We start from the raw sequence: 19,216 nt of genomic DNA, 5'->3' as shown, positions 1-19,216 counted from the left end.
CCGCGCCGGTCCGGCCCTGGCGGACCCGGCCGGCGCACAGCGTGTGGCCTAGACTCCGGACAGTCGAACCGGAACCGTCACCAGGGAGGACACGATGACGAGTCCCGCAGGGGGCCCCACCGCCGAGGCCACACCACCCCTCCGCGTCACCGTCCTGTCGGGAGGCGTGGGAGGGGCGAGGTTCGCCCGCGGCATGCGCCGCCACCTGGCTCGATCGGGCAGGGAAGCCGCGCTCACGTGCATCGTCAACACGGGCGACGACATGTGGCTCAACGGGCTGCGGGTCTGCCCGGACCTCGACTCGGTCATGTACGGCCTGGCCGGCGTCCACGACCGGGACCGCGGCTGGGGACGCGCGGATGAGACGGAGCGGGTGAGCGCGGAACTTCTGGCCTACGGAGTGGGCGCGGACTGGTTCACCCTGGGCGACCTGGACCTGGGCACCCACATCGCTCGTTCCCAGATGCTGCGCGAGGGGCTCGGCCTCACGGAGGTGACCAGCCGGCTCTCGTCCCGCTGGGACCTGGGCGCGACCCTGCTGCCGGCGACCGAACATTCGGTGGAGACCCGCGTGCGCGTGGGTGACGGGCCGGACGACACCCTCCACTTCGAGGAGTGGTGGGTGCGTCACCGCGCAGCGATGCCGGCCCTGGGCTTCGAGCAGGCGGGGGCGGATGCAGCCGGGCCGGGGCCCGGCGTCCTCGAGGCGATCGCGGAGGCGGATCTGCTCGTGCTCGCGCCGTCGAACCCGATCGTGTCGATCGGCACGATCCTGGGGATCCCCGGCCTGCGCGAGGCGGTCCGCAGCGCGTCCTCCCCTGTCGTCGGTGTCTCACCGATCCTGGGCGATGCACCGGTCCTGGGCATGGCCGCGCAGTGCCTCACCGCGGTGGGGGCGGAGGTCTCTGCCGCCGGGGTCGCCGAGCACTACGGCGCCCGCACCCGCGACGGACTCATCGATGGCTGGCTCGTGGACACGAAAGACGCAGCCGCCGTCGACCGCCTGGCCGGCAGCGGCATCGCGGCGCGCGCGGTGCCGCTGCTCATGTCCTCGGACGAACTGGCCGCAGACATGGCCGCCGCCGCCCAGGCCCTGGCCTCGTCTCTGCGAGTCGCGGGCTGATTCTCTCAGGGTCCAGGACGGATCCGGTCGTGTCTCCCAGCCCCAGGAGCCGAGCCGTCTCGAGATCCTCGCCGGTGTCGACATCCCGCCGCAGACCCGGGTGGGCACCCGTCAGCGGTGTGTGGCCCGCGGCGACGTGCCGGCCGAACGAGCCCTCCCCGAGGCGCGGGCGGGGGCGCACGGGGACGGGAGCTGACCGGTCGTCGGGAACTGCTCGGGCATCACGAGCCGCGGTGGCGCGAGTGTCACCCGTCGGCGGTGCGAACGGGCCCTCAGGGACCGGCGCGAACGGGTCGGCCGTGAGGAGGACGGTGCCCGTGCCCTCCGCGTCGGCCAGCACGGACCGGCGGTGGGACTGCGCTGAGGCGAGTGCCGCGTCGATCTCCGCACTCGTCACAGCGGGGAGGTCCGCGGTCATGACGGCGATCCGTCGCGGGGAATCGCCCGCAAGTGCGGCGTCGATGCCGGCCTCGACGGCGGGGTTGAGGCCCGGGCCGCGGGCCTCGCGCACGATGACGACCCCGCGGGAGGCGAGCACCCCGGCGACCAGCGGGTCCTCGGTGACGACGAGGACGCGGCCCACACGGGTCGCAGCCGTCGCCGCATCGACGACATCGACGGCGAACGACAGGGCGAGGCGCTCACGATCGGTCGCGAGGGAGTCCCCGACCCCGCGCGGTACGCCGGGCGCGGGTGGGGAACCGACCGCGGGAGGATGCCCGGCTGCGGGAGGTGAGACGTGAAGCCTGGTCTTCGCGAACCGCAGCCGCTTCACCGGGAGCACGAGGTCCCACAGGACGGGCGGCGGGACTGACTGTGGACCGGCGGTCATGGGGCGCTCCCGACTCCGGAGGCACTCGTGGGGGGTGTGATCCCGTGGTCGCGCAGCGCGGCGGCATAGCCGGCCGCCCAGGATTCCGCGGACCCGGTGTGGAACATGTCCTCGTCCCGGGGCCGCAGCAGGGTCCTGGCGCTGCGGGGCGGGGACGGGTCCTCCCGATCGACCAGCTCGGCGAGCCCGCGCAGGATTGCAACGGGGCGCCCCGCGGCCTTGCCCTTGACGAGGTCCGCGGCAGCGGCGATCGAGTCGGTCACGGCCGTGACCGTCACGCGCATGACCTGCCCGAACTCGTCGCGGTTCCCGCGCAGGTCGAGGACTTCCTGCATGCCGGCCACACCGATCGCCGCGTCGGTCTGCCCGATCCGCCAGGCCCTGCCCAGCGTGTCCGTGACGACAACGCCCACGCGGATGCCCAGGCGGTCGCGGACGGCCTCGACGATGCGGCGCGCGGAGTCGTCCGGGTCCTGGGGCAGCAGCAGGACGGTGCCCGTCGCGACGTTGCTGTCGTCGACGCCGGCGGCCGCGGCGACGATGCCCAGCCGGCCTTCGACGATGCGGACGGTGCCGCCGGGCGTCTCACGACTGGCGACGACGCGGACGGTCTCATCGGTGATCGCCTGCTCGCGGTCGTCGGCGCTCACGGTGCGCCCCTCCGCCTTCGACACGATCTTCGACGTGACCGCGAGGACGTCCCCGTCCTGCAGTCCGCCCGGCAGTGAGCCCGCCGCGGCGAGGATGATCGCCGCGAGGTCGTCCCCCGCTCTCACCTCGCCGATGCCCTCGAGTGCGAAGATCTGTAGTGTCATGAGACGCTCCTTCCGCTTCCCGCTCCGCTGTGTCGGTCCCCGGCACGGCAGCCCGGGGACGGCCGGAGCACCCCGGCGGGGATCCGCCCGCCGCACCGCCCCCTGACCCCCGGGAGTCCCGCATGGTGTCGATCGGCCTGTCGCTGCGCCTCGAGCACACACACCCGCGCGAAGCGGTCGACCTCGCCGTCCTCGCGGAGCGCCACGGGTTCTCCGGCGTCATGGCCGCCGACCACTTCCAGCCGTGGACCCCGGAGCAGGGACAGGCGCCCTACGTGTGGAGCGTGCTGGGCGCGATCGGCGAGCACACCACCGGCGACCTGGGGCCAGGGGTCACGACACCAGGCTTCCGCTCGCATCCCGCGGTGGTGGCCCAGGCCTCGGCGACGACGGCGGCCCTGTTCCCGGGCCGGCACTGGCTGGGGATCGGCTCCGGCGAGGCGATCAACGAGCACGTCGTCGCGCAGTACTGGCCGGAGGCCCCGGAGCGTATCGACCGGATGTTCGAGGCCGTCGACCTCATCCGCCGGCTCTTCGCGGGATCGCTGCAGCACCGCGACACCCGATACTCCGGCCGCTACTTCTCGATGGAGTCGACCCGTCTGTGGACGATGCCGGACACCGCACCCGAGGTCCTGGTCGCCGCCTCGGGACCGGTCGCCGCGAAGCGGGTGGGCCGTCACGCAGACGGCATCATCACCATAGGTGCACCCGACGACCGGGTGCCGCAGCTGCTCACCCGATTCGCCGAGGGTGCCCGCGAGTCCGGCCGCGACCCCCGCACCCTCACGAAGGCGATCCAGCTGCACGTGTCGTGGGCCCCCACTGAGAAGGAGGCGCTGCAGCAGGCGCTGGAGCGCTGGCCGATCGGCGCGATGCCGTTCCGCAAGTCCGACATCCGCTCGCCGTATGACTTCCGTCAACTCGCCCGCACCGTGCGGCCCGAGGACTTCGAGGGGCACGTGCTCATCTCGTCGGACCTCGACGCGCACCGGGACTACATCCAGGCGCACATCGACATGGGCTTCGACCGCGTGTACCTCCATCACGTCGGAGCCGACCGCAGTGCGTGGATCGAGACGTTCGGCACCCGCGTGCTGCCCGACCTGCGGGGACTCTGAGCCGGCACTGCCGCCGTCACCGGAGGTCCCGAGGACGGCGGCCCGCCGCCGCCCGGAAGGGTGGCCCCGGTCACCCGGGCGGCCACGTCCGCCTCCTCGGGGAGGCTGAGGGCGAATACCGGGTCGAGGGTCACGGGGTGGCGCAGCACGTGCGCCTCGACCCCGTAGACCTCGCGGACGAGGGCGGCAGTCAGCACGTCCGCGGGGTGGCCCACGCCGTGGAGCCTCCCGTCCCGCAGCACGAGGACGAGGTCGCACGCGCTCGCGGCGTGGGACAGGTCGTGCAGCGCCGTGAGCACTGTGAGCCCGCGGGCCGCCAGCCCGCGCACCAGCTGCAGGACTCCCAGCTGCGCGCGGGGATCCAGGTGGTTCGTCGGCTCGTCGAGCAGCAGCAGGTGCGGCTCCTGTGCGAGCGCCCGGGCGACTCCCACCCGCTGACGCTGGCCCCCGGACAGCGTCGTGAACAGCCGCTCGGCCAGCTCCGCGCAGCCAGCCGTTGCCATCGCCTCCTCGACGAGCGCGTCGTCTGCGGCGCTGGGTCCGCCGAAGCGCAGGACGGGCTGATGCGGCACGCGGCCCAGCTCGACGACCTGGCGGACGGTGAGCGGCTCCTCCGTGTGGGCGCTCTGCTCGACCAGCGACAGCACGCGCGCCCGCGCCCGCGGGGACAGCCGCAGAAGATCCGTCCCGTCCCAGGAGACGGACCCGCCGGCCGCGGGCAGCACTCCGGCGATCGCACGCAGCAGCGTCGACTTCCCGGCGCCGTTGGGCCCGATCACGCCGATGACCGCGGCGCGGGGCAGGCGCACACGCACGTCCTCGACGACCCGGGCACCGTCGAGCTCGACGGTGAGACCGTCGACGACCAGGCCCTCATCACTGCTCACATCCACGCTCACGAGTCCCCCTTCCGTCGGGCCAGCAGCAGCGCGAAGAGCGGCGCGCCCAGGAGCGCGGTGACGATCCCCACCGGCAGCTCCCTGGGATCGAACGCCGTGCGGGCGAGGGTGTCCGCCCACACCAGCAGGAGCGCACCCGTGAGCGCGGACACCGGCAGCAGGACCCGGTGACCGGGACCCACGAGCAGGCGGGCCGCGTGCGGGACGACGAGCCCGATGAACCCGATCGACCCGCTCATCGACACGAGCACGCCCGTGAGGACGGCGGTCGCGGCGAGCATGGTCCACCGCACTGCGACCACCCTCACGCCCAGCGCCGCGGCGGCGGAGTCGCCGAAAGCGAAGGCGTCGAGCAGCCTGGCGCCCGCACAGATCGGGACACCCAGGATCACGAGGGCGAGCGCGGCGCGACCGGTCTCGTCCCACTCGACGCCGCTGAGCGATCCCATGAGCCAGCTGAGGATGTCGCGATACGAATCGCCCTGCGCGTTCCAGAAGATGAGGAGGCTCGTGAGCGCCCCGCCCACGGCGGACACCGCGACGCCGGCGAGGATCGTGCGGGCGGGGGTGAGCCCGCCGGCCAGGTGCGCGAGTCCCAGGGCGGCGATCAGTGCGACCATCGCGCCCAGGAAGGCCGTGACAGGCAGCAGCGCGTGGAGCCCCAGGAGGAGCGCGATGACCGCACCCACCGAGGCCCCCGAGGACAGTCCCAGCAGGTACGGATCGGCCAGCGGATTGCGGGTGACCGCCTGCATGACCGCACCGCACAGCGCGAGCCCCGCGCCCACGGCCGCCGCCCCCAGCACGCGGGGCAATCGGAGGTTCCAGATGATCCCGTCCTCGATCGGGGTGAGGCCCGGGTCGGGGCCCCCGAACCGGGACAGGACACTCGCGACCACCTGCGTCACGCGCAGGTCCGCGGGTCCCATCGTCACCGTGATCGCGATGGAGGCCGCCAGGCCCACCAGCAGTGCGAGCGTGACGAGGACGCGCCGCATCGCGGACCGGGACCGGGCACCCGCGGTGCGGGGGACGCGCAGGGAACGACGGCCTCGGCGTCCGCGACCGCCGGCGCCCCGGTGACTGCCCGAGCTCCCGGGCCCGCCACCCACCTCCACGGCCCGGCGACCGGAACCGGGCGGGGTCCGGACCGGGGCCACCCTTCCGGGCGGCGGCGGGCCGCCGTCCTCGGGACCTCCGGTGACGGCAGCGGTGGCGGCGTCCGTCTCGATCGGCACGGGATCAGTCCGTGAGGTCCGCGTACTGCTCGACGAGTGAGGCGACGGCCTCCGCGTTGCGGACCCCGGCCTCGCCCGCGGCGAACGGCACGCGCAGGTAGCGGCCGTCCCGCACGGCGGACAGCTGGGAGGTGACCGGGCTGCTCTCCAGGCGCTCGATCTTGCTCTCCGCCGTGTTCCAGTCCGCGTCGATGAGGACGATGACGTCCGGGTCCTCCTCCGCGATGACCTCCCAGCTGAGGCTCGACCAGGTCTCGTCGACGTCCGCGGCGATGTTCCGGAACCCGGCACGCTCGAGCATCATCTGCGGGGCTCCGGCGCCGGCGCCCACGTACGGGGTGTCGGTGCCGGACGAGTACCAGAGCGCCGTGGGCTCGCCCTCGACTGCCTCGACCCCCTCGAGCAGCTCCTCCTGGTCGCCGACGAGCCCCTCGGCCGCGTCGGGGACGCCCAGCAGCGCACCGGCCTCGCGGATGTCGTCGAAGACCTGCTCGAAGGTGAGCGCGGGCGGGCGGTTCTCGCCCTGGCACGCGGCCGGCGCGACGTAGGTGGCGACGCCGAAGTCCGCGAGCGAATCCCGGTCGCCGGCGCCGTCCGCGGTGAAGGCGGACTCCCAGCCGGCGAAGACGAAATCGGGTCCCAGCTCCAGCAGGGCCTCCTGGCCGGGGACGCCCTCGGAGACCTCGGGCACGTCCGCGGCCTCGGCCTCGAGGGCCTCGGGCAGCGGCCCGTCGGAGAAGGCCGTGCCAATGAGCCGGTCGCCCATGCCCAGGGCCAGGACCAGCTCCGTCGACGTGGACTTCACGGTGAGGATCCGCTCCGGCGGGTCCTCGAGCTCGACGGTCGTGCCGCAGTTCTCGACGGTGACGGGGTGGGTGGAGCCGGCGGTGACGACGGCACCGGCATCCTGCTCGTAGTCGGGGTCCTGGGAACCGGTCCCGGCGCAGCCGGACAGCAGGAGGGCGGCGACCGCCGCGACGGCGGGGAGGGTGGTGTGGGAGCGCATGGGTCCTCGCGACGCACGGGTGATGGAGGTCTGCGGGCGCAGGGCGCGACCGCGGATTCCAGCGGCGAAGGCGACCGCTCGACACCCGCCGGGCGGGTGGAAGACGGGGACAGGGCGTCCCACTGCTGCGATGCTAGCCGACGATCGCGCCGTGAGGGAAGTCACACGACCCGGGCGGTGGGAGCGGACGTCTCGGGGAGCGTCGGACTGAGACGTGGAGCACATGTTCTGGCAGGATCGGCACATGGAGTTCCCCTTCACGCTCAACCAGCTGCGCTACTTCAGCGAGGTCGCCCGGCACGAGAGCATGCGGATCGCGGCCGAAGAGCTCCACGTCTCGCAGTCCGCGGTCTCGACCGCGATCGCACAGCTGGAGCGCAGCCTGCACGTCCAGCTGTTCATCCGGCAGCGGAACCGGAGCGTGACACTGTCCCCGGCGGGCCGACGGTTCGCGGCGAAGACGCGCACGTTCCTCGCCGGCGCGGAATCGCTGAGCGAGCAGGGGACGCTGCTGGGCGGGACGCTCAGCGGCCGCCTCGCCGTGGGCGTGTACGCGCCCATCGCCCCGTTCCGGTTCCCGCGGGTCCTCACCACCTTCGAGGAGCAGCACCCCGGCGTGGACGTCGACCTCATCGCAGGGGACCTCGAGGAGATCCGCGCCGCGCTGGTGGGCGGCGAATGCGCGGTTGCGCTCATGTACGCCCACGGGCTGGGCCCCGGCTTCGAGACGCGGGTGCTGGAGACCGTCCGCCCGCACGTGTTCGTGTCGAGCGAGCACCCGCTGGCCGATCGCGACTCCGTCCACCTGGCCGAGTTCGCGCACGAGCCGCTCATCCAGCTCGATTTCCCGTTCTCGCGCGACTACTACGACCAGCTCTTCCGCCTCGTGGGCGTCGCCCCGAATGTCCGCTACAGCTTCAACGACTACGAGACCGTCCGCTCGTTCGCCGCGATGGGGCACGGGTATGCGCTGCTCAACCAGGACCCGACGCCCGCCACGTACTCCGGGGCGCAACTGGTCGCCCTCAATCTCAAGGATGAGCTGCCACCCATCGAGGTGGTCGCCGTGTGGCCGGAGAACACCCGGCTGACCGTCCGCGCCCGGGCCTTCGTGCGGGCCTGCATGGACCACTACCTGCCGGAGGCGTGAGCGCCGCCCGGCAGGAGGCGCGGCTCCGCCCGAGACCGCGTCGCGGGACCGTGTTCCAGGCCGCCCCAGCCCCTCTCCCAACCGCTCTGACCAGGGCTCATCGATTCATGTTGTGAGCCTGGCCACAACTGAGCGCTAGACACCCCAGCCGCCGCGCCAGACGATGAGAGTGTCTCCGACCGGTCCCGGCGGTGCTCCGCACAGGGCCCGGCAGCGCACTTCTGAGAGGCCACGCATGTCTACGATCGAACGCTCCGCAGCCCTGTACAACCCGGAGCTCGCGCCCGAGTCCGCGACGAACACGTGGAAGACGCTCAACCTCTTCAACTGGTGGATGGCCGGCTGGCACTCGATGGCCGGCTACACGATGGCGATCGGTCTCTTCGCGTTCGGCCTCAACGGCTGGCAGGCGATCATCGCGTTCATCGCGGGCGCGATCATCCTGTACTGGGCCAACAACCTCACGGGTGTAGCGGGCCAGCGGGAGAAGGTCCCGTTCCCCGTCTTCGCCCGCGCCGCCTTCGGCGTCTTCGGCGCGAACATCCCCGCCATCCTGCGCGCGATCGTCGCGGTGTTCTGGTACGGCATCCAGACCTACCTGGCCTCGGCCGCCGTCATGATCCTCGTCATGAAGGTCGCGCCGGGCACGACCGGTCTGGCCGAGGGCACGTTCCTGGGCCTGTCCAGCCTGGGCTGGATCTGCTTCCTGCTCCTGTCCGCTCTCCAGTGGGCAGTGCTGCTGTCCGGCCTCGAGACTGTGCGCCGACTCACCGACTTCGCGGGCCCCACCATCTGGGTCGCGGTCCTGGCGCTGGCGGTGTGGATGCTCTACCGCGCCGGCTGGACGATCGATCTCTCCGCCGTCACGACGGCTGAGGTCCCATCGGGTGCCCGCCAGGTCCTGGGCATCGCGTCCGCCGCGTTCATCGTTGCCGCGTACATGGCGGGTCCCTCACTCAACTTCGCGGACTTCACCCGCAACGCGCCCTCGGAGTCATCGGTGCGCCGCGGCAACGCGCTGGGCCTGCTCATCAACGCCTCGCTGTTCGGCATCGTCTCCGTCGTCATCGCGCTGGCTGCTGCCGAGGTCTACGGCGACGCGACCCACGACCTCGTGCACCTCGTCGCGGACATCGACAACGTGACGGTCCTGCTGGTCACGATCATCGCGGTCGCGATCGCGACGGCCGGGGTCAACATCATCTGCAACTTCGTGGCCCCCGTCTACGACCTCATCAACATCCGTCCCGGCCTCTTCACGTTCCGCCGCGCGGGCACCCTGGTCGCCGTCCTCGCCGTCGTCGTGACCCCGTGGAACCTGTTCTCCAGCCCCGTCATCGTCAACCAGCTGATCGGCGGGATCGGCGCCTTCATGGGACCCCTGTTCGGCATCATCACCGTCGACTACTACCTGCTGCGCCGCAAGCACCTGGACACGGAGTCCCTCTTCACCGACCGTCCCGACGGCCTCTACTTCTACCGCGGCGGCTACAACCCGCGGGCGATCGTCGCGCTGGCGATCGGCGGGGTCGTCGCGCTGCTGCTCACCTTCGTCTCCGCCTGGGCGGACGCGGTCCCCTTCGCGTGGCCCGCAGGCATCCTCGTGGGCGGCCTCGCCTACTGGCTGCTGCACACAGGCCGCACCGTCCGAATCGTTCCCGACGGGCAGGAGCAGCCGGCCGCGGCCGCAACGGCCGAGGCCCCGGCCCCCACCCGCTGACAGGCCACCCGACACCTCGGTGCGCCACGAGCCATGCACCACGACCCGGACCCCGACCACCGCACTCACCCCCGACAGATGAACGAACACAACGACACAGGAGGACAACGATGACCACCACGCTCATCACAGGCGGAACCATCGTCAACACGACCGGCAGGGTCGAGGCCGATGTGCTCATCGACGGCGAGACCATCGTGGCGGTTCTGCCGCCGGGATCCCAGCTCCTGGGCTCGGACCTCACGCGCACCGTCGACCGTGTCGTCGACGCGACCGGCAAGTATGTGCTGCCCGGCGGCGTCGACGCGCACACCCACATGGAGATGCCGTTCGGCGGATCCTTCGCCTCCGACACGTTCGAGACGGGCACCCGCGCAGCCGCGTACGGCGGCACGACGACGATCATCGACTTCATCACCCAGTACCCGGAGCAACGGGTCATGGACCAGTACAACCTGTGGCACGAGAAGGCAGCGGGCAACTGCGCGATCGACTACGGGTTCCACCAGATCCTCTCCGACATCCAGCCGGAGTCGCTCGTCGCGATGGACGAGCTGGTGAACGAGGGCGTCACGAGCTTCAAGCTCTTCATGGCCTACAAGGGCGTCTTCCTCTCCGACGACGGCCAGATCTTCCGGGCGTTCCAGAAGGGCGCGGACAACGGCGCGCTCATGATGATGCACGCGGAGAACGGCTCCGTCATCGACGTGCTGGTCCAGCAGGCGCTGGAGCGCGGCGAGACCGGCCCCGTCAACCACGGCCTCACACGCCCGTGGCAGATGGAGGAGGAGGCGACGCACCGCGCCATCATGATCGCGGACGTCGCCGGCTGCCCCCTCTACTTCGTCCATGTGACCGCGAAGCAGGCGGCCATGCAGATCGCGGAGGCCCGCGGGCGCGGCGCCAACGTCTTCGGCGAGACCTGCCCGCAGTACCTCTACTTCAGCCTCGAGGACCAGCTGGCCGCGCACAGCGACCAGTGGGGCGAGTTCGAGGGCGCCAAGTGGGTCGCGTCGCCGCCGCTGCGGTCCAAGCACGAGGGCCACCAGGAGTTCCTGTGGAAGTCGCTGCGGATGGACGAGCTGCAGATGGTGTCGACCGACCACTGCCCGTTCTGCATGAAGGAGCAGAAGGAACTGGGGAAGAACGACTTCTCGAAGATCCCCAACGGCTTCGGCACGGTCGAGCACCGCATGGACCTCCTCTACCAGGGCGTGGTCGACGGGAAGATCTCCCTTGAGCGGTTCGTCGAGATCACCTCGACGACCCCGGCCCGCATGTTCGGCCTCTACGGCCGCAAGGGCGTCATCCAGCCGGGCGCGGACGGCGACATCGTCGTCTACGACCCCAGCGGCCACACGACCATCAGCGCGGACACCTCGCACATGAACATCGACTACAACGCGTGGGAGGGCTTCGAGATCGACGGGAAGGTCGACACGGTCCTGAGCCGCGGTCGCGTCATCGTCGAGAACGACCAGTACACGGGCGCCAAGGGCGACGGGCAGTTCCTCAAGCGCGGCACGTCCCAGTACCTGGTCTGACCTCCCCCTGCACAGCGAAGGAGCAGCACCGTGACACAGACACCCGAGGACGCGTTCCTCACAGCCTTCCACGAGGTCGCGATGATCGGCGCGACGGATGCGGGCGGGGTCGAGCGCCAGGCCGCGACCCCCGAGGACAAGCAGACCCGCGACTGGTTCGTCGCCTTCGCCCGAGAGCGCGGGTGGACGACCGGTGTGGACGGAATCGGAAACCTGTTCGCCCGGGTGCCCCTGGCCTCGACGAACGGGGGCGATGACGCCCGCGTCATCATGGCCGGGTCGCACCTGGATTCCCAGCCCAAGGGCGGCCGCTTCGACGGCGCCTACGGGGTGCTCGCCGCCCTCCACGCGGCCGAGCAGGTCGAGGCGAAAGTGCGCGACGGCGAGGTGACGGCCACCCACGACATCGTGGTCGTCGACTGGTTCAACGAGGAGGGCGGGCGCTTCGCCCCGTCCATCATGGGCAGCTCCGTCTACGCGGGCCTCATGGACCGCGAGGAGATGCTCGAGGTCACCGACCTCACGGGCGTGAGCGTCCGCGAGGCGCTCACCTCGATCGAGTACCTGGGCTCCGACGACGACCCGGGCGTCCCGCCCGTCGACTCCGTGGCCGGGTACGCGGAGATCCACATCGAGCAGGGCCGGATCCTCGAGCGGGAGGGCCTGCCGCTGGGCGCGGTCGATTCGTCCTGGTACACGCAGAAGCTCGACATCGAGGTCCTGGGCGAGCAGTCGCACACGGGTGCCACCGCGATGGGCGACCGGCACGACGCGCTCGTGGGAGCCGCGCACGTCATCCTGCTCTTCCAGGAGGTCTGCGAGCGGTTCCCGGCGGAGACCCTCGTGTCGTCGGTGGGGCAGGTGACGGTCGAGCCCAACTCGCCCATCGTCGTGAACTCGCGCGTGCACCTCGTGGGCGATCTGCGGGCCAACGACCCGCAGATCGTGAAAGACGCCCGCGACTGGATGATCGAGCAGTTCCGCGAGGTCGAGCAGAAGACGGCGCTGCGTGTCGTCGCGAAGGACTTCGACATCCGCCCCAACCGGTACTACCCGATCGAGGGGGTCGAGCTGCAGGAGAAGGTCGCCGCGGATCAGGGGAAGGGCATCCGGCGCATGCAGACGATGGCCGGCCACGACTCCGTCGCGATGAACACCGTGACCCCGTCGGTCATGATGTTCATCCCGTCGGAGGACGGGGTGTCCCACTGCGAGCGGGAGTTCACGTCCGACGAGGACATGGTGACGGGCCTCGACGCGCTTGTGGGCGTCCTCGAACGGATGGTCGAGGGTGCGCTGGACGGCGTCAGCTACCCGGGGAGCCCACCTGCGGAGATATCCTGATCCTCATGTCGCAGACTCCTGATCGCACCGGCGGGCCGCAGCAGCCCGCACCGCCCGCCGCTCCCGTCGACCAGGACTTCTCGTTCGAAGCCGTGCCGCTGACCCAGCGGCGCGGCTTCTGGCGCGTGGGCTTCGTCATGCTGGGCTTCACGTTCTTCTCCGCCTCCATGAGCGTGGGCGCCACCCTGGGCAACGGGGTGGACCTGACCGGCTTCATCTGGGCGGCGACGATCGGCGGGATCATCCTGGGCGCCTACACCGGCGCCCTGGGCTACATCGGCGCGAAGACCGGCGAGGGGCTGGACCTCCTGGCGCAGCGCGCGTTCGGCACGCGCGGCTCCTACCTGCCATCGGCCCTCATCTCCTTCACCCAGATGGGCTGGTTCGGCGTGGGCGTGGCGATGTTCGCCCGTCCCACGGGCGACCTGCTGGGGGTGGGCCCGTGGCCCATCGTCCTCGTCGCAGGCGGTCTCATGACGGCCTCGGCGTACTACGGGATCCAGGCGATCGAGATCGTGAGCTTCGTGTCCGTCCCGCTCATCGCGGTCCTGGGCACGTACTCGATGGTGACGGCCACCCGCGACGGTGGCGGCCTCGAGGCGATCTTCAGTCAGTCGACCGGCATGACCCTCACGGTCGCGATCGGCCTGGTCGTCGGCTCGTTCGTGTCCGGCGGCACCGCGACCCCCAACTTCACGCGCTTCGCGAAGACACCCGCCGTCGCGGTCATCACGACGGTCGTCGCCTTCTTCCTGGGCAACACCCTCATGTTCAGCTTCGGCGCCGTGGGCGGTGCCTTCAGCGGCCAGGACGACATCTTCTACGTCATGATCGCCCAGGGCCTCATGATCCCCGCGCTCATCGTCCTGGGCGCCAACATCTGGACGACGAACAACAACGCGCTCTACACGACCGGGCTGGGCCTGGCGAACATCACGAAGATCCGCAAGCGCCCGCTGGTGCTGGCCTCCGGGGTCCTGGGGACGCTCACGGCGCTGTGGCTCTACGACAACTTCATCGGGTGGCTCAGCTTCCTCAACGTCGCGCTGCCGCCCATCGGCGCGATCCTCGTCATCGACTACGTGTGGCGCCGCGCGGCCTACCGGCGGCCCACGGATCCGCACCGCACCGTCGTGTGGGGCTCGGTCGTGGGCGTCGTCGCAGGCGGCCTGTCCGGCGCGCTCGTCGACTGGGGCATCGCCTCGATCAATGCGATGGTGGTGGCCGTGGTCTGCTACACGGTCGGCGCCCTGATCAGGCGCGGTCGCGATCGCACCCGCGCCTGATCCGCCGGTCGCCCACCCGCGCTCGACCCCCCCCGCCCATGAGTGCCCGAAGGAGGCCTGAGGTGCTGTTCACCAACCTGCGCATCGAAGATGCGGAGACCCCCTGCGACATCCGCGTCGAGGACGGGGTGTTCACTGCGATCGAGGAGACCCTCACGCCCCTGGAGGGTGAGGAGGTGTTCGACGCGGAGGGGCGGCTGGGGCTGCCCCCGATCATCGAATCGCACGTCCACCTCGATTCCGCGCTCACCGCGGGTGAACCGCGCTGGAACGAATCCGGCACCCTGTTCGAGGGCATCGAGGTGTGGAGTGAGCGGAAGCGCTCGCTCACCGTCGAGGATGTGAAGGAGCGCGTCAACCGCGCTGTGCGACAGCAGGCGCGCTTCGGCATCCAGTACGTGCGCACGCACGTCGATGTCACGGACCCGGAGCTGACGGCCCTGCACGCGATGCTCGAGCTGCGCGATGAGCTCAAGGACTTCGTCACGCTGCAGATCGTTGCGTTCCCCCAGGAGGGCATCCAGTCCTTCCCGGACGGCGAGGACCTCATGCGGCGGGCAGCGGGGATGGGCGTCGATGTGATCGGGGCGATCCCGCACTTCGAGTTCACGCGCGAGTACTCCGTCGATTCGCTGAACTTCGCGTGCAGCCTGGCGGAGGAGTTCGGTCTGCTCGTCGATGTGCACTGCGACGAGATCGACGATGAGGCGGCGCGCGGACTGGAGACGCTCGCGACGCGCGCGCTGGAGATGGGCCTGCGCGACCGCGTGACCGCCAGCCACACCACGGCGACGCACTCGTACAACAATGCGTACTTCACGAAGCTGCTGCGCCTGCTGACGATGAGCGGCATCAACTTCGTGTCCAACCCCCTGGTGAACACGCACCTGCAGGGCCGCATGGACACGTATCCGAAGCGGCGCGGGGTCACGCGGGTCAAGGAGCTGACGGATGCCGGCATCAACGTGAGCTTCGGACAGGACGACATCGTCGATCCGTGGAATCCGCTCGGCACGGGGAACCTGCGCGATGTGGTCTTCAACGGACTGCACGTGACGCAGATGATGGGCAAGCAGGAGATCGACCAGAGCTATCGGTTCATCACGCACAACGCGGCGCGCACCCTGCATCTGGGTGCGGAGGACTACGGCTTCGGGGTCGGGCGTCCTGCGAGCTTCATCATCCTCGATGCGCCCACGTGGTACGACGCGCTGAGCTTCAACGCTCCGGTCATCGCCTCCTACCGCGAGGGGCGGCAGCTCGTGCGGACGGAACCGGCCACCACGGAGATCCTCTTCTGAGGACCACGTCTCTGCGGAGGCTCACAACGGCCGAGGCCCCGGGAACCTGTGCGGGTTCCCGGGGCCTCGACCGTCATGCGGCGACGCTCACGCGCCTCCGGCACTGATCTGTGCGATCAGGCCTTGCCGATGACCTCGAACTTGGCGTTCGCGGTGATCTCGTCGTGGACGCGGACGGTCGCGGTGTGCAGACCGGCGGCCTTCACGTGGCCCGGCAGGGCCACCTGACGACGGTCGAACTGCGCGCCGACTGCCGTGCTGACCGCGTCGGCGACGAGCGCCGAGGTGACGGCGCCGAACAGGCGTCCGCCCTTGCCCGACTTCATCTCGATGCGAGCCGTCGTCGACTCGATCTTGCCCTTGAGGGCGAGTGCCTCGTCGCGATCGGCGATCTGGCGGGCCTGACGGGCCTTCCGGAGTGCGTCGATCTGCTTCTGCGCACCGGCCGACCACGGAGTGGCCAGACCGCGCGGGATGAGCAGGTTGCGGGCGTATCCGGCCCGCACCTCGACGACGTCACCGGCAGCGCCGAGACGGTCGACTTCCTGGGTGAGGATGAGCTTCCTGGTTGCCATTCTTCTCTCCTCCTATCAGCGGCCGACGCCGGTGTACGGGAGCAGCGCCATTTCGCGGGCGTTCTTCACGGCCTTCGCGATGATGCGCTGTTCCTGCACGGAGACACCGGTGACGCGACGGGCGCGGATCTTGCCGCGGTCCGAGATGAACTTGCGCAGCGTCGCGGTGTCCTTGTAGGTGATGGTTGCGGCTTCCCCGCGCTTGAGCGGGTTGGCCTTCTTCTTGATGGGCTTCCGGGGATCCGGCTTCGCCATGATGTGCTCCTGTGTGAATGTGAGAAGTAACGATCAGAACGGTGGTTCGTCGTTGGTCGGGCTGCCCCAACCGCCACCGCTCTGCGGGTTCGACGACGCCCACGGGTCCTCCTGCGCAGGGCGTCCGCCCTGCTGCGGGTTGGCTCCCCACTGACCGCCCTGCTGGCTTCCCTGCTGGGGGGCACGGCCTCCGCCGAACCCTCCCTGCTGGCCGCCACCCTGGCCTCCGCCACCGAATCCGCCCTGCTGGCCGCCCTGGCCACCGCCGCTGAATCCGCCGCCGCGCTCGTTCTTCGTGACGTTCGCGGAGGCATAGCGGAGGCTGGGGCCGACTTCGTCGACGTCGAGCTCGAACACCGTGCGGCGTTCGCCCTCCTTCGTGTCGAAGGTGCGGGACCGCAGCCGGCCCTGCGCGACGACGCGGGTGCCGCGTGACAGCGTCTCCGCGACGTTCTCGGCCATTTCGCGCCACGCGCTGCAGCGCAGGAAGAGGGTCTCCCCGTCGCGCCATTCACTGGTCTGACGGTCGAAGGTCCGCGGCGTGGACGCCACGGTGAAGTTCGCGACGGCTGCGCCGTTCGCGGTGAACCTCAGCTCCGGGTCAGCAGTGACGTTTCCGACGACGGTGATGACTGTCTCGCCTGCCATGATGACTCCTCTGCTGCGCAGTGTTGTGGTGCGACTCGAGTGGATGGGTGGGGATGTGGGGTCGGACCCGGAAGGATCCGAACCGTGGGATCAGACCGCGGGTGCGGTCACTTGGCGTCGGGGCGAAGGATCTTCGTGCGCATGACGGACTCGTTGAGTCCGAGCTGGCGATCGAGTTCCTTCACAGTCTCCGGATCCGCGTTCAGATCGATGACCACGTAGAAGCCTTCCGACTTCTTGTTGATCTCGTACGCGAAGCGGCGACGGCCCCAGACATCCACGTTGTCGACGGTCCCGCCCTGCGCGGGCACGACCTTCAAGAGCTTCTCGACATTGGTGTTCACGGAGCGCTCGTCGATCTCTGGATCGAGGATGAGCATGAGCTCGTACTTACGCATGTGTCACCCACCTCCTCTGGTCTCAGCGGCCACGGTCCATCCGTGGCAGGAGGGTAATTGCGTTGCGCTGCCCAGTGGTTCTGCGCACAGGGGCGCACAGGACAGCCGTCTGAGTCTACCGCACGAGTAGAGAGCCTCGCACCTCTGCTGCCGGGAGTCAGAAGGGGTGGGGCACTCTGTCGAGTGCCCCACCCCTTCAGCTCCTCGCGCCGGTGCCTCTCAGTGTGAGGCCCTGGCTCGACTCAGACTCATGCCCTGCGACGACGGGCGATGAACAGGAACACTGCACCTGCGGCGGTCAGCAGGCCACCCGCTGTCAGTGCGACACCGATATCTGAACCCGTGCGCGGCAGATCCTCGCCGGGCTGGGGATCCGCGGACGGCTCGGGCTCAGGCGCCGGTGCTGGCGTCTCCGACGGAGCCGGCGATGGGCTCGTGGTCGGATCGTCAGTGGGCTCCGCGGACGGCTCCTGTGTCGGTTCGGCCGTGGGCTCGACCGTCGGCTCGGCCGTAGGAGCCTCGTCAACGACGTTGACCGTCACCGTCGCGACGTTCGAGTCTTCCGCGCCGTCGTTCGCCGTGAATGTGAAGGTCTCCTGCCCTTCGTAGCCCTCGGCCGGCGTGTACGTCAGATCCGGAGCGTCCCCGCTCAGGGTGCCTTCCGCCGGCTCCTCGACCACCGTGTAGGTGAGCTCGTCACCGTCCGGGTCGGAGGCCACCAGCGGTGTGCTGACGGGGGTGTCGATGGTGGTCGTGTAGGTCGCGTCCTCCGCGGTCGGCGCAGTGTTCGCCGCGAATGTCCCCGCAGAGATCAGCACTGCGGAGTCACGGGTGGCGTCAGCCGTATCAGCGATTGCCAGCTTCACGTGGTTCGTCTCACCGGGTGTGACGTCGGAAGCACAGACCAACGGCTCGGTGAAGCCGTCCATCTCCGTCTCGTGGGGGTGGCCGGCCTCCGCATCATTGTCGTTGTACAGGGACGAGTTCACGCCGTTGTTGATCGTGTTGATCGTGACCGGAGCAGTGCCCTCGTCCGTGTCGACGACAGCACAGTTGCTGCCATTGACGTAGAAGCCGAACACGTCGTTGTAGTCCGAGTCGACGTACTCGTTGTACTCATCAGATCCGAACACGTACGTGAACTTCACCTGGTCCGTATCCGGAACGAAGTCGAACTCGAGGACTGACGCATCCATGGTGGTCAGGGGATCGACGATCAGATTCAGGTCAGAATCGCCTGGCACTCCGAGAACAGAGGTGTTCCCGGTGAGTTCGTTCGGCCCCAGGACCGACGACGGACCGAGGTCGCTGTCCGCGATGCTTCCCGAGGACAGGGCGACGCCGCCCTCCACACCGACAGCGCTCATGCCGGTCACCTCACCGGCACCCTCGGCGGCGCCCGTGTACACGGCGTTCGAGTAGGTGATGCCCTCGCCGATCAGCGTCTCCACCAGATCATCGGCGGTCAGGTCGCCACTCGTCAGATCCGTGGCCTCCTGGCCGGGAGACGCGGCTTCCACATCTCCGTCTGCTGCCGCCGCAGCAGATCGTTCAGCCGAGGCTGCGGCTGGGCTCGCCTGTGCCGCGGTCGGCACCAGGCCGGCGAAGATCAGCGCGGACGCTGCTGCCAGAGCGCCCCATTTCACACGTTCAGTTCTCACTACCAGTCCACTCTCTGTCAGTTCCCCGCCCCGCGAGTCCGCTCGGTTGTGCGACTCTCCACAGCGAGTGCACTGCACTCCTGCGACTGCGGGCAGGCACGAAGCGTGCGCTCGCGGCCCGATGATGGTCCGTTCGGCCACCTCGAGCGCCGCCTTCAAGATAGCTCAACGTTTCGTGATTCGAAAGAGAGATGTGCGCCTCATGAACCGGGCATGCGGCGGTTCGTCCGGAGGTGGCACAGATACGTCGAGGTCAGAGCCGTGCATCTGCTCAACGCAGAGGATCCGGCGAACCGCCTG

General features: G+C 69.9%; 18 protein-coding genes. 8 read left to right on the top strand and 10 right to left on the bottom strand.

Going from position 1 to position 19,216, the window contains the following annotated elements; translation table 11 throughout:
* The first annotated feature begins 94 nt into the window (after positions 1-94).
* Positions 95-1,123 (top strand): 2-phospho-L-lactate transferase, encoded by a 1,029-nt coding sequence (gene cofD / locus BSP109_RS09075; RefSeq protein WP_101600111.1) that lies wholly within the window; start codon positions 95-97, stop codon positions 1,121-1,123.
* On the opposite strand, the gene BSP109_RS09070 is transcribed toward cofD, so the two are convergent.
* Together BSP109_RS09070 and cofE are read right to left on the bottom strand one after the other, a co-directional pair.
* Positions 1,044-1,955 carry an NTP transferase domain-containing protein gene (locus BSP109_RS09070; protein ID WP_101600110.1) on the bottom strand — a complete coding sequence of 304 codons (912 nt, stop codon included), beginning with the start codon at positions 1,953-1,955 and terminating at the stop codon, positions 1,044-1,046. The two genes, cofD and BSP109_RS09070, sit on opposite strands and share 80 nt — an antisense overlap.
* Entirely contained in the window at positions 1,952-2,770 is an 819-nt protein-coding gene (gene cofE / locus BSP109_RS09065) for a coenzyme F420-0:L-glutamate ligase (RefSeq protein WP_101600109.1), read from the bottom strand. Before cofE ends, BSP109_RS09070 begins: the two co-directional genes overlap by 4 nt.
* Positions 2,771-2,892: 122 nt before the next feature.
* Between cofE and BSP109_RS09060 the strand changes: the two genes are divergently transcribed.
* The gene (locus BSP109_RS09060) at positions 2,893-3,891 is read left to right on the top strand and encodes a TIGR03557 family F420-dependent LLM class oxidoreductase (RefSeq protein WP_101600108.1); all 999 of its coding nucleotides are present in this window, start codon (positions 2,893-2,895) and stop codon (positions 3,889-3,891) included.
* On the opposite strand, the gene BSP109_RS09055 is transcribed toward BSP109_RS09060, so the two are convergent.
* From BSP109_RS09055 to BSP109_RS09045, 3 genes are all read right to left on the bottom strand, one after another.
* A complete protein-coding gene (locus tag BSP109_RS09055; protein WP_257944624.1) occupies positions 3,816-4,790 on the bottom strand; it encodes an ABC transporter ATP-binding protein in 975 nt (324 codons plus the stop codon). The genes BSP109_RS09060 and BSP109_RS09055 overlap by 76 nt on opposite strands.
* Positions 4,787-5,788 carry a putative F420-0 ABC transporter permease subunit gene (locus BSP109_RS09050; RefSeq protein WP_101600151.1) on the bottom strand — a complete coding sequence of 334 codons (1,002 nt, stop codon included), beginning with the start codon at positions 5,786-5,788 and terminating at the stop codon, positions 4,787-4,789. The genes BSP109_RS09055 and BSP109_RS09050 overlap by 4 nt, the downstream gene beginning before the upstream one ends.
* A 244-nt stretch (positions 5,789-6,032) precedes the next feature.
* A complete protein-coding gene (locus BSP109_RS09045) occupies positions 6,033-7,157 on the bottom strand; it encodes a putative F420-0 ABC transporter substrate-binding protein (protein ID WP_257944623.1) in 1,125 nt (374 codons plus the stop codon).
* Positions 7,158-7,278: 121 nt separating this feature from the next.
* Here BSP109_RS09045 and BSP109_RS09040 point away from each other — a divergent pair, with 121 nt between their 5' ends.
* From BSP109_RS09040 to codA, 6 genes are all read left to right on the top strand, one after another.
* Positions 7,279-8,184, top strand: coding sequence for a LysR family transcriptional regulator (locus BSP109_RS09040; protein ID WP_101600149.1), 906 nt, complete (start codon positions 7,279-7,281; stop codon positions 8,182-8,184).
* A 235-nt stretch (positions 8,185-8,419) separates the two neighbouring features.
* Entirely contained in the window at positions 8,420-9,904 is a 1,485-nt protein-coding gene (locus BSP109_RS09035) for an NCS1 family nucleobase:cation symporter-1 (RefSeq protein WP_180959670.1), read from the top strand.
* A 110-nt stretch (positions 9,905-10,014) separates the two neighbouring features.
* A complete protein-coding gene (gene hydA, locus BSP109_RS09030; RefSeq protein ID WP_101600105.1) occupies positions 10,015-11,448 on the top strand; it encodes a dihydropyrimidinase in 1,434 nt (477 codons plus the stop codon).
* 30 nt (positions 11,449-11,478) lie between these two features.
* Positions 11,479-12,792, top strand: coding sequence for a M20 family metallo-hydrolase (locus tag BSP109_RS09025; RefSeq protein WP_101600104.1), 1,314 nt, complete (start codon positions 11,479-11,481; stop codon positions 12,790-12,792).
* A gap of 5 nt (positions 12,793-12,797) precedes the next feature.
* Entirely contained in the window at positions 12,798-14,078 is a 1,281-nt protein-coding gene (gene codB, locus BSP109_RS09020; RefSeq protein WP_101600103.1) for a cytosine permease, read from the top strand.
* Positions 14,079-14,140: 62 nt separating this feature from the next.
* Positions 14,141-15,379: a cytosine deaminase gene (gene codA / locus BSP109_RS09015; protein WP_101600102.1), complete on the top strand. Its 1,239-nt coding sequence runs from the start codon at positions 14,141-14,143 to the stop codon at positions 15,377-15,379.
* Between the two features lie 116 nt (positions 15,380-15,495).
* Here the strand turns inward: codA and rplI are convergent, their stop codons facing one another.
* The 5 genes from rplI to BSP109_RS08990 all read right to left on the bottom strand — a co-directional run bounded on the left by rplI (position 15,496) and on the right by BSP109_RS08990 (position 18,901).
* Positions 15,496-15,954: a 50S ribosomal protein L9 gene (rplI, locus tag BSP109_RS09010; RefSeq protein ID WP_087003952.1), complete on the bottom strand. Its 459-nt coding sequence runs from the start codon at positions 15,952-15,954 to the stop codon at positions 15,496-15,498.
* A gap of 15 nt (positions 15,955-15,969) precedes the next feature.
* Positions 15,970-16,209 carry a 30S ribosomal protein S18 gene (rpsR, locus tag BSP109_RS09005; protein WP_087003950.1) on the bottom strand — a complete coding sequence of 80 codons (240 nt, stop codon included), beginning with the start codon at positions 16,207-16,209 and terminating at the stop codon, positions 15,970-15,972.
* A 33-nt stretch (positions 16,210-16,242) separates the two neighbouring features.
* Positions 16,243-16,857, bottom strand: a complete 615-nt coding sequence (locus tag BSP109_RS09000) for a single-stranded DNA-binding protein (protein ID WP_087003947.1) — start codon at positions 16,855-16,857, stop codon at positions 16,243-16,245.
* A 107-nt stretch (positions 16,858-16,964) separates the two neighbouring features.
* Positions 16,965-17,255, bottom strand: coding sequence for a 30S ribosomal protein S6 (gene rpsF, locus BSP109_RS08995; protein WP_087003944.1), 291 nt, complete (start codon positions 17,253-17,255; stop codon positions 16,965-16,967).
* A 248-nt stretch (positions 17,256-17,503) separates the two neighbouring features.
* A complete protein-coding gene (locus BSP109_RS08990; RefSeq protein ID WP_087003941.1) occupies positions 17,504-18,901 on the bottom strand; it encodes a choice-of-anchor L domain-containing protein in 1,398 nt (465 codons plus the stop codon).
* Positions 18,902-19,216: the final 315 nt, after the last annotated feature.

The sequence above is a fragment of the Brevibacterium sp. Mu109 genome, assembly GCF_900169375.1.
GTDB lineage: Bacteria > Actinomycetota > Actinomycetes > Actinomycetales > Brevibacteriaceae > Brevibacterium > Brevibacterium yomogidense_A.
This window is presented reverse-complemented; position numbering and strand designations above follow the sequence as displayed.